General features: G+C 74.6%; 10 protein-coding genes. 6 read left to right on the plus strand and 4 right to left on the minus strand.

The window, feature by feature from the left end; all coding sequences use genetic code 11:
- Window positions 1-117 precede the first annotated feature (117 nt).
- The 3 genes from ACFYVJ_RS16530 (at window position 118) to ACFYVJ_RS16540 (ending at window position 3,143) form a co-directional block, all read left to right on the plus strand.
- Complete coding sequence (locus ACFYVJ_RS16530; protein ID WP_388891695.1) at window positions 118-960, plus strand: nitrilase-related carbon-nitrogen hydrolase; 843 nt, start codon at window positions 118-120, stop codon at window positions 958-960.
- A 68-nt stretch (window positions 961-1,028) separates the two neighbouring features.
- Window positions 1,029-2,255, plus strand: coding sequence for an aspartate aminotransferase family protein (locus ACFYVJ_RS16535; protein ID WP_388891838.1), 1,227 nt, complete (start codon window positions 1,029-1,031; stop codon window positions 2,253-2,255).
- Between the two features lie 312 nt (window positions 2,256-2,567).
- Window positions 2,568-3,143, plus strand: coding sequence for a LuxR C-terminal-related transcriptional regulator (locus tag ACFYVJ_RS16540; protein ID WP_388891698.1), 576 nt, complete (start codon window positions 2,568-2,570; stop codon window positions 3,141-3,143).
- A gap of 47 nt (window positions 3,144-3,190) precedes the next feature.
- Here the strand turns inward: ACFYVJ_RS16540 and ACFYVJ_RS16545 are convergent, their stop codons facing one another.
- From ACFYVJ_RS16545 to lanKC, 4 genes are all read right to left on the minus strand, one after another.
- Window positions 3,191-5,044 carry an ATP-binding cassette domain-containing protein gene (locus ACFYVJ_RS16545; RefSeq protein WP_388891701.1) on the minus strand — a complete coding sequence of 618 codons (1,854 nt, stop codon included), beginning with the start codon at window positions 5,042-5,044 and terminating at the stop codon, window positions 3,191-3,193.
- A gap of 47 nt (window positions 5,045-5,091) precedes the next feature.
- On the minus strand, window positions 5,092-6,966 hold the full coding sequence (locus ACFYVJ_RS16550) for an ATP-binding cassette domain-containing protein (RefSeq protein ID WP_388891703.1): 1,875 nt from the start codon (window positions 6,964-6,966) through the stop codon (window positions 5,092-5,094).
- A gap of 245 nt (window positions 6,967-7,211) precedes the next feature.
- A complete protein-coding gene (locus tag ACFYVJ_RS16555) occupies window positions 7,212-7,328 on the minus strand; it encodes a SapB/AmfS family lanthipeptide (RefSeq protein ID WP_018837057.1) in 117 nt (38 codons plus the stop codon).
- 22 nt (window positions 7,329-7,350) lie between these two features.
- A complete protein-coding gene (gene lanKC, locus ACFYVJ_RS16560; protein WP_388891707.1) occupies window positions 7,351-10,146 on the minus strand; it encodes a class III lanthionine synthetase LanKC in 2,796 nt (931 codons plus the stop codon).
- Window positions 10,147-10,423: 277 nt separating this feature from the next.
- Here lanKC and hydA point away from each other — a divergent pair, with 277 nt between their 5' ends.
- From hydA to ACFYVJ_RS16575, 3 genes are read left to right on the plus strand one after another with little or no spacing between them, the layout of a single operon-like run.
- Window positions 10,424-11,824, plus strand: coding sequence for a dihydropyrimidinase (hydA, locus tag ACFYVJ_RS16565; protein ID WP_388891710.1), 1,401 nt, complete (start codon window positions 10,424-10,426; stop codon window positions 11,822-11,824).
- Window positions 11,825-11,874: 50 nt separating this feature from the next.
- The gene (locus ACFYVJ_RS16570) at window positions 11,875-12,894 is read left to right on the plus strand and encodes a TIGR03842 family LLM class F420-dependent oxidoreductase (RefSeq protein WP_388891713.1); all 1,020 of its coding nucleotides are present in this window, start codon (window positions 11,875-11,877) and stop codon (window positions 12,892-12,894) included.
- Window positions 12,895-12,903: 9 nt separating this feature from the next.
- On the plus strand, window positions 12,904-14,466 hold the full coding sequence (locus ACFYVJ_RS16575; protein WP_388891716.1) for an NCS1 family nucleobase:cation symporter-1: 1,563 nt from the start codon (window positions 12,904-12,906) through the stop codon (window positions 14,464-14,466).
- Window positions 14,467-14,471: the final 5 nt, after the last annotated feature.

The raw sequence follows: 14,471 nt of genomic DNA on the forward strand, positions 1-14,471 counted from the left end.
CGGCCTCCCGGCGTCCGGTGCGCCGCTCTTGCCAGCGCCACCGCGGCGACTTACGTTCAGAGATCCGCCCGGCTTCTACGTGCGTAGAGCCTCCGGCGTCCCGTCCGAGGAGCAGCCATGGCCAACGTTGTACGCGCCGCACTCGTCCAGGCGACGTGGACCGGCGACACCGAGTCGATGATCGCGAAGCACGAGGAGCACGCGAGAGCCGCCGCCGCCCGCGGCGCCCGCATCATCGGCTTCCAGGAGGTCTTCAACGCCCCCTACTTCTGCCAGGTGCAGGAGCCCGAGCACTACCGCTGGGCCGAGCCCGTTCCCGACGGGCCCACCGTCGTGAGGATGCAGGCGCTCGCCCGCGAGACCGGGATGGTCGTGGTCGTCCCCGTCTTCGAGATCGAGCAGGAGGGCTTCTACTACAACACCGCCGTCGTGATCGACGCCGACGGCACGGTCCTCGGCAAGTACCGCAAGCACCACATCCCGCAGGTCAAGGGCTTCTGGGAGAAGTACTACTTCAAGCCGGGCAACGCCGGCTGGCCGGTCTTCGACACCGCCGTCGGCAAGGTCGGCGTCTACATCTGCTACGACCGGCACTTCCCCGAGGGCTGGCGCGCCCTCGGCCTCGCCGGCGCCCAGCTCGTCTACAACCCGTCGGCGACCTCCCGCGGCCTGTCGGCGTACCTGTGGCAACTGGAGCAGCCCGCGGCGGCCGTCGCCAACGAGTACTTCATCGCCGCCATCAACCGCGTCGGCGTCGAGGAGTACGGCGACAACGACTTCTACGGCACGAGCTACTTCGTCGACCCGCGCGGCCGGTTCGTCGGCGACGTCGCGAGCGACAAGGAGGAGGAACTGGTGGTGCGCGACCTGGACTTCGGCATGATCGAGGAGGTCCGCCAGCAGTGGGCCTTCTACCGGGACCGCCGCCCGGACGCGTACGGGGACCTGGTGCAGCCGTGAGCGCGGCGAACGGCGGCGGCGTACACCGCGATCTGCTCGCCCGGCACCGGGCCGTACTGCCCGACTGGATGGCGCTCTACTACGCCGAGCCCATCGAGATCACCCACGGCGAGGGCCGGCACGTCTGGGATGCCGAGGGCAACCGCTACCTCGACTTCTTCGGCGGCATCCTCACCACCATGACCGCCCACGCCCTCCCGGAGGTCACCAAGGCCGTCGCCGAGCAGGCCGGCCGCATCCTGCACACCTCCACCCTCTACCTCAACCGCCCCATGGTGGAGCTGGCCGAGCGCATCGCGCACTTGTCCGGCATCCCCGACGCGCGGGTGTTCTTCACCGCCTCCGGCACCGAGGCCACCGACACGGCACTGCTGCTGGCGAGCACGTACCGCGGCTCCAACCAGGTGCTGGCCATGCGCAACAGCTACCACGGCCGCTCCTTCACCGCGATCGGCATCACCGGCAACCGCGCCTGGTCGCCGACCAGCCTCTCCCCGCTGCAGACCCTCTACGTCCACGGCGGCATCCGCACCGCGGGCCCCTTCGCGGACCTCGACGACGCCGCGTTCATCGACGCCTGCGTCGCCGACCTGCGCGACATGCTCTCCCAGACCCGCGGCGTCGCCGCACTCATCGCCGAGCCCATCCAGGGCGTCGGCGGCTTCACCTCCCCGCCCGACGGGCTGTACGCGGCGTTCCGCGAAGTGCTCGCCGAGGAGGGGGTCCTGTGGATCACCGACGAGGTGCAGTCCGGCTGGGGCCGTACCGGCGACCACTTCTGGGGCTGGCAGGCGCACGCGGGCAACGGCCCGCCGGACATGCTCACCTTCGCCAAGGGGATCGGCAACGGCGCCTCCATCGGCGGCGTCGTCGCCCGCGCCGAGATCATGAACTGCCTGGACGCCAACTCCCTGTCCACGTTCGGCGGCAGCCCGGTCACCATGGCCGCGGGCCTGGCCAACCTCGGCTACGTCCTGGAGCACGACCTCCAGGGCAACGCCCGCCGGGTCGGCGGCCTGCTCATCGAGCGGCTGCGGGCCGCCGCGGCGGGCGTCGCCTCGGTGCGCGAGGTACGCGGCCGGGGCCTGATGATCGGCATCGAACTGGCCACCCCCGCGCACGCCGCGGCGGTGCTGGAGCACGCCCGCGCGGGCGGCCTGCTCGTCGGCCGCGGCAAGGCGGGCGAGACGCTGCGCATCGCGCCCCCGCTGTCCCTGACCGTCGCGGAGGCGGAGGAGGGCGCGGCCGTTCTCGAACGGGCCCTGCACGCCGCCGACGCCGAGACCGGCGGCTGACGCGGAGTTCGCACGCACGAGGGCCGGCCGCGGCGCGGGAGCGCGCGGCCGGCCTTCGGCTTTCGAGGTTCGGGTTTCGGGTTTTCGGTTTTCGGTGTTCGGTTTTCGCGCTTCTGGTTTCGGGTTTCGCGGGCTGACTGCTGTCAAGGGCCGGAGGGGGGCGCGCGGTCGGTCTACCCGCCGGGTTGTGCGCCCTTCTCGCACCACGATGTCCGGAACTACGCGCACAAACCGGCGGTGTCTCCGTGTATTCATAAGCGGACCGACCGTGACCCCGTCGGGCTCGGTTACGGGTGACGAGGGGGGCGCTCAGTGATCCGCGTGCTTCTGATACACGACACGATGCTCATCAGGTCGGCGCTGGCCGCCTTGCTGGGGGGAGAACAAGATCTCGACGTACTCACGACGGCGTGCCGCCACGAGCGAAGACCGGCGGACGACTGGCAGGCGCAGGTGTGCGTGGTGGACGGCGACGGCGGGTGGTCCGGGCTGCCGGACACCGCCGCGGAAAGGGTGGTGATCCTCACCGAGGCGGGCCGGCCGGGGCTGCTGCGGCGGGCCTCGCAGGCCGACGTGCGGGGCTTCGTCAGCAAGGACTCGGCGCCGGAGCGGCTGATCGCCGGCATCCGGCGGGTGGCGACCGGTGAGCGGTACGTCGACGAGGCCCTGGCCTGGGACTTCCTCAGGGCGGCTGACATGCCGCTGACCGGCAGGGAGCAGGCGGTGCTGGCGGCCGCGGCGGAGGGGGCCCCGGTCGCGGAGATCGCGGCGGCGCTGCACTTGGCGGGCGGCACCGTCCGCAACTACCTCGCCGCGGCGATCCGCAAGACGGGTGCGCGCAACCGCGTCGACGCCATCCGCATCGCGGACAGCGCGGGCTGGCTCTGACCGCCTTCCCGTCCGCCCGGGGCAGTCGGCACGGGCGGACGGGAAGGTCAGCTTCCCGGTGGCGTGTGTACGAGCCGGGGGGCGCCGGTCAGCTCGCGGTAGAAGGGCGAGCGTTCCAGCAGTTCGCCGTGCGTGCCGGCCAGCGCCGACCGGCCGTCCAGGACCAGCACCCGGTCCGCCCGCGCCGCCGAGGCGACGCGGTGCGCGACGACCACGAGCGTGCCGCCGGGCCGCCGCGCGAACGCCCGCTCCGCGACCGCCTCCGCGGCCGGGTCGAGATGGCACGTCGCCTCGTCGAGCAGCGCGAGCCGCGGCGGCGCCAGGTGCGCGCGGGCGAGCGCGAGGAGCTGCCGCTCCCCGGCCGACAGCTCCGCGGGCCGCAGCGGCGCGTCCAGCCCGCCGAGCCGGGCCACGAGCGGCGCGGCGCCGACCGCCCGCACGGAGCGGTGGAGTTCCGTGTCGGGCACGGGGGAGGGGCACAGATAGGCGAGGTTGTCGCGGAGGCTGCCGCCGAACACGTACGCCTCCTGCGGCAGCAGCACCGGTCGGCAGGCACGGCGCACCTCGCCGGCCCCGGGCACCACGAGCCCGGCCGCCAGGCTCGCCAGCGTCGACTTCCCGATGCCGCTGGGTCCCACGACGGCCAGGTGCTCGCCGTCCCGTACGACGAGGTCGAGCCCGCGGAGGACGGCGCCGGAGCGGGGCCCGTACCGGAAGGACACCCGCCGCAGTTCGAGCGCCACACCGGCGGCGAGGGGGCGGCGGGCGCCGGGCGGGGTGCCGGGTGCAGCGCCGGTACGGGGCCGGGGGAGCCCGGTACCGCCGTCGGCCGGGGTGCCCTCGCCGCCGCCGTCCTGAAGGGCCGGGCGCGGGGGGCCCGCGGCGTACAGCCTGCCCGCCACCACCGTCAGCCGGGCGCCCGTCCCGCCGAGGCCGAAGACCAGCGACTGCAGCGCCGGGAGCAGCGCCTGCGTCAGGTACGCCAGCGCGCCCACCAGGGCACCCGCCGTCACCCCGCGGTCCAGCAGCCACGGCGCGGCCAGCAGCAGGGCCAGCACCGGGAGCCGGCCGCCGACGCCCACGGCGGCGTCCCGCATCGTGCCCCAGCGCGCCAGCGCCGTCGCGGCGGCCAGTTCGGCGTTCACCCGGGCCCGTACGGCGTCGCCCGCGCGCCGCTCGCCGCCGCAGGCGACCACGTCGCGCAGGCCGTCCACGACCGACCCCAGCCCGCCGGCCAGTGCCTCGTCGGCGGCGAGGAAGTCCCGCTGGCAGCGGGACAGCGGGCGCAGCGACCAGCCGAAGACCGCCAGGCCCGCCGCCAGCGGCGGCAGCACCACGAGCAGCAGCGGCGGCGCCAGCGTCAGCAGTCCGAGCAGCGCCGCGGCGGCGGTGACCACGAAGGACCGGGTCACCATCACGAGCCCCGCGAAGCCGTCGCGGGCGATCTCCACCTGGTGCGTGAGCCGCGACACCGCCGCCGGCCCCTCGGGCCGCGCGCGGGCCGCCGCGCGCTCCAGCGCCCCGGTGACGACGCGCCGCACGAGCGTGTCCCGCAGGTCCTCGGTCAGCCGGGCGACGGCTCCGTACACCCGCAGCGTCCCGAAGGCCCCGACCGCGACGCCCACCGCGGCGGCGGCGAGCCAGGCGAGCCCCACCCCGGGGCGGTCGGCCAGGAACCCCCGGTCGACGGCCCGCGCGAGGGCGTGCCCGAGCAGGAAGGTCTGGAGCGCCTCGACGGCGGACCACCCGGCCACCGCCCCGACGACCCGCCGCCTGCGGCGCAGGAACCGCAGCCCGGCGGGCACGAGGACCCGAAGTCCCGGGGCGGGGCCGGGGGTTCCGGTCCGCACGGCGGCGGGGCTCCCGTCGGCGGGGCGGTGCCCGGCGTCGCGGTCAGGCATCGGCGGGCTCCTCGTGCGGCCGGGCGCGGTACGCGCGGGCGTCGCGGTCAGGCATCGGGCGGCTCCTCCGACCACAGCGCACGGTACGCGGGGTCGGCGCACAGCTCCGCGTGCGGGCGCAGCGCGCGCACCCGGCCGCCGTCAAGCCACGCGACGAGGCCGGCGCGCGCCGCGGTGGCCGCCCGGTGCGCCACGACCAGCCGGCTTGGGCCCGTGCCGGTACGGAGAGCGGCGCCACCCCCCTGGGCACCGCCCTCCGTACCGCCCCCGCCCCCGCCGTCGCCCGGCGGGTCGTCCGCCCCGGCCGGCGCCAGCAGCGCCCGCTCGATGCGGAGTTCCGTGGCCGCGTCGAGCCCGGAGAGCGCGTCGTCCATGATCAGCAGCCGCGCGTCACGGGCGAACGCGCGCGCGAGCCCCAGGCGTTGCAGCTCGCCCCCGGACAGCGGCGCGTCCGCCGCGGGGGTGGCGTAGCCGGCGGGGAGGGCGCGTACGAAGGCGTCGGCGTCGGCGGCGTGTGCCGCCGCGGCCACGCGGCCGGCCGCGACCGGGGTACGCGCGTCGGCGTACGCGAGCGCCTCCGCGACCGTGCCGCCGAGCAGCGCGGGGCGCGCGAACGCGTAGGCCACCGCCGCCCGCAGCTCCGTGCGCGCCAGCGCGGCCAGCGGCACGCCGTCGAGCCGTACGTCGCCCGCGTCCGGGTCGGCGAGCCGCCCCGCCACCGCGGCGAGCAGCGACTTGCCGGCGCCCGAGCGCCCCACCACCGCGACCGTCGCCCCCGGCGGCACCGTCAGGTCCAGCTCGCGCAGCACGGTCCGCCCGCCGCGCCGCACCGTGACCCCGCGCAGCTCCAGCCGGCCGCCGCCGCCCGCCGGTACGGCGTCGTGCCCGTACCGGACCGGGGGCAGCCGCAGCACCGGCGTCAGCCGCCGCGCCGCCGCCCGGCTGCGTACGAGGGTGTTGACGTGGCCGACGAGGACGCCGATGCCGCCGGCGAGCATCGCGTACCGGCCCGCCGCCAGCAGCTCGCCCACGCTCAGCCGGCCGGCGCCGAGCAGCAGCCCGGCGACGGCCACGACGGCGAGCTGGAGCAGCGGCACGACGACGGCTGCCTGCGCGGTGGCGCGGCCCTGCACGTGCCACATCCGGTGGCCTTGCCGGCTCAGCTCCGGCAACGGGCCGAGCGCGCGGCGCCGTTCGCGGCCGACGGTGCCGGCGGCGGCGATGGTCCGCGCCCCGGCCAGGGCCTCGGCCAGCCGGGACGCGATGGCGGCCTGCGCCTCCTGGTAGCGCGTCACGCAGTCGCCCGCGCTGCGGACGAACGCGCGCAGCAGCAGCACGAGTACGGGGGTGCCGGCGCCGAGGACGACGGCGAGCCACGGATCGATGACGGCCAGCGCGACGAGCGCGCCCACCGGGGTCAGCAGGGCGCCCAGGGTGGACGCGGCCGCGGCGGGGGCGGCGCCGGCGTGGGCGGCGTTGCCGGTGGCGCGGGTGACGAGGTCGCCGGTGGCCAACCGGGCGGCGTGGCGCGGCTCGGTGGCGAGTGCGGCGCCGAGCAGGCGGCGGCGCAGCCAGGCGGTGGTACGGGCGGTGGTGACGCCGTTGAGCACGGTCTCGGCGGCGTCGAGGAGGATGGTCGCGGCGGTCAGCGCGGCGCACAGGGCGAGGGCGCGGGCGGCGCCGGGGGAGTCGGCCAGCAGCCGGTCCAGGGCGACGCCGAGCGCCGCGGGCAGGGCGAGCGCCGCGCCCGCGGCGGCTGTGGTGACCAGGCAGAGCGCGGCGGTGTGTGCACCGCTGTGCCGCCCGGCCCGTAGCAGGAGCCGCCGTGTCCCGTGCCCGGCCGTCTCCCGCCCGCCGTCCACCGGATCCCCTCCCCGGCCGGCGTCGTCCGGCGGGCCTCCGGCCGCCCGGGAACCGTCCACGAGTTCCGTCCCTTCCCCGCCGGACTCCGGCGGCCGCGGCCCGATCCGTACGGCAATTGCGTGCTCCGGTGTACTTGGCCCCTGTTGCTCCGCCCGCTGCTTCCCCGTGCCGCCGACTGCCGTGCCGCCGACTGCCGTTCCCCCGTCCACCGTCCCGCTCCTCCCGCCGTCCGCCGCCCCGGCGAGGGGACCGCGCGGCCCCGGGCGCCGTCGTGTGCGCCCGGGGCCTCTTCGGTGCGGGAGGGTCAGAGGCAGAGCAGCACGCTGTGCGAGCTGTGCTTGCCGCACAGCAGGCTCAGGCTGCTGTCGCCGCCGCCGGTCTGCTCGGAAGCCTCCAGGGCCTGAAGGTCGAGAAGCGCCATGATGTCTCCTTGATTCACTCGGTTACTGCGGGGACTTGCCGGATGGTGCAGGTACTCCGGCCCCGTGGTGGGGCCGGTCCGCCCGCCGTCCGCGCCGGTGCGCGGGCGGCAGGAAGGGCAGGCCGGCGTCGCTCCCGGGCTGTGCCGCGGCGAGCGCGAGCAGGCAGCCGGCGGTGCCGGTGGCCAGGTCCATGGACAGCCGCATCATCTGGTCGCCGGGGAAGGCGAGGCCGCCGCCGTACGGCAGGGCGTACCAGGAGAGCGCGGCGGCCTGGGCGCCGGGGTCCGCGGGGCGGACGCCGGGGGTCGCGGTGCGGCCGAGGTGCAGCAGCATCCCGGCCCGCCCCTGGAACAGGCCGGGTTGGGCGTAGTAGCGCATCCGGACCGCGGGCAGGACCGCCGCGCGCGCCGCGGCGAAGTCCTCGTCGTCGCGGTGCGCGAGGTAGTCGTCGAGCACGGCCGCGATGCCCGCGCTGCCGTCGCCGAGGTACGGCATGGTGCGATGGCCCTCGTCGACGACGAGGCCGCCGGTGCGGTCGGTGCGGCAGCGGTCGAGGTCGCGGCGGAGCGCGGTGGCGGCGGCGTCGAGCAGCGCGGGGTCGCCGGTGCGCTCGTACCGCCGGACGAAGAACAGCGCGGGCCCGGTCCAGCCGCGCAGCAGCCCGGCGCGCTCGCCGCCGCGGGCCGCGGGGGTACGGGCGGCGCCGCCGTCGTACGCCGGGCCCGCCGCGGCGAGCCGGTCGGTCAGCAGCGTGGCCGCGCGCAGGGCGTGGTCGTGGAGGGACGGCTCGCCGCAGGCGGTCGCGAGGTGGTCGAGCACCAGCCCGGCGCCGGCGAGCCCGCCGTGCAGATGGGAGGCGAGCGCCTGCCAGTTCTCGGCGAGCACCTGCTCGACGAGGTCGAGCGCCCGCTTGCCGTGCCCGAGCCGCTCCAGCACGTACGCGACCCCGAGCAGCCCGTCGTACAGCCCGAACGGCGTGCCGCGGGGCGGTGCGGCGGTCCGCCTCAGCAGCCATTCCTCGCCGGCCTCGCTGCGCGGCGCGCCGGCCTCGGCGAGCGCGTACAGCACGCCGGCGGCGCCGAACGAGATCCCGAGGCCGCCGCCGTCGTTGAACTGGGCGACGTCACCGGGGAAGACGCGGTCATCGCGATCCGGGGTCGCGGAGGCGGCCAGTGCCCGGGCCATGGCCGCGCGGCTGCGCGGCCAGTCGTCGGGCTCGGCCGGCAGCAGCGGCCCACCGCCCGCAGCCGCCCGGGGTCTCGCCGCCGAGGCCGCCGTACCGCCGGCGGCACCGGCCCGGGCCTTCCTGGTACGGGCCCCCGGTTGCGTTCCCGATGGGGTTCCCCCGGTGATCTCCTCGACCGCCTCCCGCAGGAACTCCTCCGGCAGCTCCGGGAACTGCTCCGCCGCCACCCGCGCCAGATGCGCCGCCTTGCGCCGGTCGACGGCCAGCAGCGTCGTCATCGGCAGGAACAGCGCGATCCGCAGACAGGCCAGCGCGTACCGGTCGATCGCGAAGCCCTCGCGGTCCGCGGGGGCCACGTACCCGGGGTGCGCGACGATCTGCCGCGGCCCGTCCGCCACCGGCGCCGCCGCCTCGAAGTCGACCAGCGCCACCGACACCTCGGCCGCGCCCGGAGCGCCCGCATCCGCCGCGCCCGCCGCGGCGTCCGCCTCCGGCGCGACCATGATGTTGAACATATGCAGGTCGTTGAAGACCAGACCGCGCCCGTGCACCGCCGCGACCGCCCGCTCCACCGCCCCGTGCACCCGCACCGCCCAGCGGGTGTACGACGCCACCTCCGCCGGGTCCGGGTGCGCGGCCAGCAGCGGGTGGCGCTCCGCGAAGAAGGAGTTGAGGGTGCGCCCCGGCAGGAAGTCCATGACCAGGAAGCGGTGCCCGCCCAGCTCGAACCAGTCGCGTACGCCCGGCGCGACGCCGAGCCCGGCCAGTCGCTCCAGCGCCGCCCGCTCCCGCTCCAGCCGGGCCACCGCGTCCGCCCCGTCGGCGGCGAGGCCGGCGTGCGGCCTGGCCTCCTTGAGCACGACCTGTGCGCCGTCGCGCAGATCGGTGCCCGCGTAGACGCCGCCGCCGTTGGAGAAGTGCAGGGCGCGCTCGATGCGGTACGGCAGGCCGGTGGTGGTCGTGGCGTTGCGCGCGGCCAACTCGGGTGCCAGGAAGCCGGGCAGCGTCACCCAGTCGGGCACGCTGAACGCCGGGTCCTTGCGGTCGGGGACGAGCGTGCCGCCCGGGCCCTCGACGGCCGGGACCAGCGTCCCGTCGGCGCCGACGCAGTAGCGCGGGGCGAAGCCCCCGTAGCGCACGTGCAGCGGTCCTTCCTGCCAGCGCAGGTCGGTGAGGATGTACGGGCCGTCCTCCGCGCTCAGTTGCCCGCCCAGTTCACGCAGGAGCGTGTGCAGCATGGCGTCGTCGCGCGGATAGATGGTGGCGAACTTGCCGCTGATGGTGCGGCTCGCGTATTTGGAGTTCCGGAGATAGAGGAGTTGCTTTCCCGGCACGAATTTGAACGGAATACCCCGCGGCACGCAGTAGTCCCAGATGCGCGCGCCGATGCGGTCCGCGTTGTCGAGGCGGGCCGAGACGTGCACCTTCCAGCCCTGCTCCGGCCAGTCGCGATCGGCCAGCGGCTGCAACTGCCGCCAGTCCCCCGACCAGGCGTCCACCCATCCCTCCGGCGTGTCCCGGCGGGCGACGGAGAAGAGCGCGACCGAGGCGCCGGCGCCGCCGGCCAATCGGTCCGGAGTTTCGTAGAAATACTCGTCGGCCAGGCAGAACGCCTCGTATCGCTTGTCCATTTCCCCCCAAGGCCGTCTCCTTGACTGCGCCTGTGAAGGATTTCAGCGGGCGGGCGCCGGCAGTAGTCACCGCTGTCACGAAGAAGGCGTGCAGAACGCACGGGTACGGCGTGCCGCGGGCACGGCCGCGGCGCACGGCGCGCGCCACGCGGTGGCGAAGTGCGGCTGCCGCGGTATTGCCGAGCGCGGTGCCATGCTTCTACGGTCTTCGCACGCAGCTCGACTCTACGGGTGTAGACCCCGGGTGACGTCGCGTCGCCGGAATGGAGCAGTGGCCGTGAGCCGTACAGTCATCACCGGCGGTCTTGTCATCACCGCCGCCGACGAGATCCACGCCGACGTGCTCGTCGAGGACGGCCGCGTCACCGCCCTCGCCGCACACGGCAGCGACGCCGCCGCCGGCTGGCGCGAGGGCGCCGCCGTGCTCGACGCCACCGGCAAGTACGTCATCCCGGGCGGGGTGGACGCCCACACGCACATGGAACTGCCCTTCGGCGGCACGTTCGCCTCGGACACCTTCGAGACGGGCACCCGCGCCGCCGCCTGGGGCGGCACGACGACCATCGTGGACTTCGCCGTACAGAAGCAGGGCAGCGCGCTGCGGGAGGGCCTGGACGCCTGGCACGCGAAGGCCGACGCCCAGTGCAGCATCGACTACGCCTTCCACATGATCCTCTCCGACGTCAACGAGCACACGCTCAAGGAGATGGACGGCCTCGTCGAGGAGGGCGTGACCTCCTTCAAGCTCTTCATGGCCTACCCCGGCGTCTTCTACAGCGACGACGGCCAGATCCTGCGCGCCATGCAGCGCGCCGCGGGCAACGGCGGGCTGATCATGATGCACGCCGAGAACGGCATCGCCATCGACGTCCTCGTGGAGCAGGCCCTCAAGGCCGGCAAGACCGACCCGCGTTACCACGGCGAGGTGCGCAAGGTGCTGCTGGAGGCCGAGGCCACGCACCGCGCCATCCAGCTCGCCCGGGTCGCCGGCAGCCCGCTGTACGTCGTGCACGTCTCCGCCGAGGAGGCCGTCGCCGAGCTGGCGCAGGCCCGCGACGCCGGCCTGCCGGTCTTCGGCGAGACCTGCCCGCAGTACCTCTTCCTGTCCACCGACAACCTCGCCGAGCCGGACTTCGAGGGCGCGAAGTACGTCTGCTCCACGCCGCTGCGCCCCCGCGACCACCAAGCCGCCCTCTGGCGCGGGCTGCGCACCGACGACCTCCAGGTCGTCTCCACCGACCACTGCCCGTTCTGCTTCGCGGACCAGAAGGAACTGGGCCGCGGCGACTTCTCCAAGATCCCCAACGGGCTGCCGGGCGTGGAGAACCGGATGGACCTCCTCCACCAGGCCGTGCTCGACGGCCACCTCACCCGCCGCCGCTGGATCGACATCGCCTGCGCCACCCCGGCGCGGATGTTCGGCCTCTACCCCCGCAAGGGCACCATCGCCCCCGGCTCCGACGCCGACATCGTCATCTACGACCCCGGGGCCCGCCAGACGCTCTCCGCCGCCACCCACCACATGAACGTCGACTACTCGGCGTACGAGGGCAAGGAGATCACCGGCCGGGTCGAGACCGTGCTCTCCCGCGGCGAGACCGTGCTCGACGGGCGGGAGTTCACCGGCCACGCGGGACACGGCCAGTACATCCCGCGCGGAACCTGCCAGTTCCTGTAGAACCAGCCACCAGACCCACACCTCCGGCATCGCGACCAAAGGGGGCCGAAGTGGATTTCGGACTCGTGCTGCAGACAGATCCGCCCGCATCCGCCGTCGTCGGCCTCATGCGCCGCGCGGAGAACAACGGCTTCCGCTACGGCTGGACGTTCGACTCCACCGTCCTGTGGCAGGAGCCGTACGTCATCTACAGCCGCATCCTGGAGCACACCGACCGGCTCACCGTCGGCCCCATGGTCACCAACCCCGGCACCCGCACCTGGGAGGTCACCGCCTCCGCCTTCGCCACCCTCAACGAGATGTACGGCAACCGCACCGTCTGCGGCATCGGCCGCGGCGACTCCGCCATGCGCGTCGCCGGCCGCCCGCCCAACACCCTGGCCCGCCTCGGCGACGCCATCCGCGTCATCCGCGACCTCGCCGAGGGCCGCGAGACCGTCGTCGACCGCGAGTCCGGCACGACGCTGCGGCTGCCGTGGGTCGAGAACGGCCGGCTGCCGGTGTGGATGGCGGCGTACGGGCCGAAGGCGCTGGCGCTCGCCGGGCAGGTCGCGGACGGCTTCATCCTCCAGCTCTCGGACGTCTACCTCACGGAGTTCATGGTCAAGGCCGTACGCACCGCCGCCGCCCAGGCGGGCCGCGACCCGGACGACCTGACGATCTGCGTCGCCGCCCCCGCGTACGTCACGGACGGCACCCCCGAGGGCCTGGCGCACGCGCGCGAGCAGTGCCGCTGGTTCGGCGGCATGGTCGGCAACCACGTCGCCGACCTCGTCGACCGCTACGGCGAGCACTCCGACGTCGTCCCCGAGGCGCTCACGGCGTACGTCAAGCAGCGCCAGGGCTACGACTACTCGCACCACGGCCGCGCCGGAAACCCCTCCACCGACTTCGTCCCGGACGACATCGTGGACCGCTTCTGCATCCTGGGCCCCGTCGAGGCGCACCTGGAGAAGCTGCGCCGGCTGCGGGAGCTGGGCGTGCACCAGTTCGCGATCTACGCGATGCACGACGCGAAGGAGTCCACCATCGACGCGTACGGGAAGTACGTCATCCCGGCGCTGGCCTGAGGGGGCACCATGACCGCGGACGCCGCGTCACCGTCCTACCCGGGGCCGCCGGCCGACGGCCGGGTGGAACCCGCCCCCGCCGACGACCTGGGCACCAGCCGCTACGCCAACGCCGACCTGCTCCCCGTCCCCGCCGCGCAGCGCACCTGGACCACGTACAACTTCGCCGCGCTGTGGGTCGGCATGGCGGTCAACGTGCCGACCTGGACGCTGGCCGCGGGCCTCATCGCGCTGGGCATGGACTGGAAGCAGGCCGTCCTCACCATCGCCCTGGCGAACGTCATCGTGCTGCTGCCGATGCTGCTGACCGGCCACGCGGGCCCCAAGTACGGCATCCCCTTCCCGATCCTGGCCCGCTCGTCGTTCGGCGTGGTCGGCGCCAACCTGCCGGCGCTGCTGCGGGGCGTCGTCGCCTGCGCCTGGTTCGGCATCCAGACGTGGATCGGCGGCCAGGCGATCTACTTCCTGGCCGGGAAGATCATCGGCGCCGGGAGCTGGTGGGTCGACGCCGGCTCGTGGGGCGGCTATCCGTGGCCGCAGTGGCTCTGCTTCGTGCTGTTCTGGCTGATCGAGGTCGGCATCATCCTCTTCGGCATGGAGGGGGTGAAGAAGCTGGAGAACTGGGCCGCGCCACTGATGCTCGCGGGCGCGGTCGCGCTGCTGATATGGATAGCCGACCAGGCCGGCGGCTTCGGCCCGCTGCTGGACGAGCCGTCCGAGCTGGGCTGGGGCACCGAGTTCTGGAAGGTGTTCTTCCCCGCGCTCATGGGCATGATCGGCTTCTGGTCGACGCTGTCGCTGAACATCCCGGACTTCACCCGCTTCGGCGCCGGACAGCGCGCGCAGATCTGGGGCCAGTCGCTCGGACTGCCCACCACGATGGCCGCGTTCGCGCTGCTGTCCGTGCTGGTCACCTCGGGTTCGCAGGCGGTGTACGGCAAGCCGATCTGGGAGCCGGCGGAGCTGGCCGCCCGGATGGACACCAAACTGGGCATCGCCTTCGCCCTGTTCGTCATCCTGCTCGCCACCCTGACGACGAACGTCGCGGCCAACCTGGTCAGTCCGGCGTACGACCTGTCCAACCTGGCGCCGAAGGCCATCAGTTTCCGCACCGGCTCGCTGATCGCGTGCGCGGCGGGGATGCTGATGTTCCCCTGGGAGCTGATCGCCAACCCGGACATCTACATCTTCGTCTGGCTCGGCACCTACGGCGGCCTGCTGGGCGCGGTCGCCGGCGTCCTGATCGCCGACTACTGGCTGGTCCGCCGCACCGCGCTGGCCCTGCCCGATCTGTACCGCCGCGACGGCGCGTACTGGTACAAGGGCGGCTGGAACTGGCGCGGCATCCTGGCCTTCGCGGTCGGCGCCCTCCTGGCGGTGGGCGGCTCCCACACGGACGAGGGCACGTCAGGCCCGTACCCGGAGGACGGCCTGATCCCCTTCCTGAAACCCCTGGCGGACTACGGCTGGGCGGTGGGCCTGGGCACGTCGCTGATCCTCTACACCCTGCTGATGCGGGGAACATCCGCGAAGCCGGCCACCTCACCGCCGGCACCGGCGGCCCTGCACTGACCCGC

Source organism: Streptomyces sp. NPDC004134 (assembly GCF_042874195.1).
GTDB lineage: Bacteria > Actinomycetota > Actinomycetes > Streptomycetales > Streptomycetaceae > Streptomyces.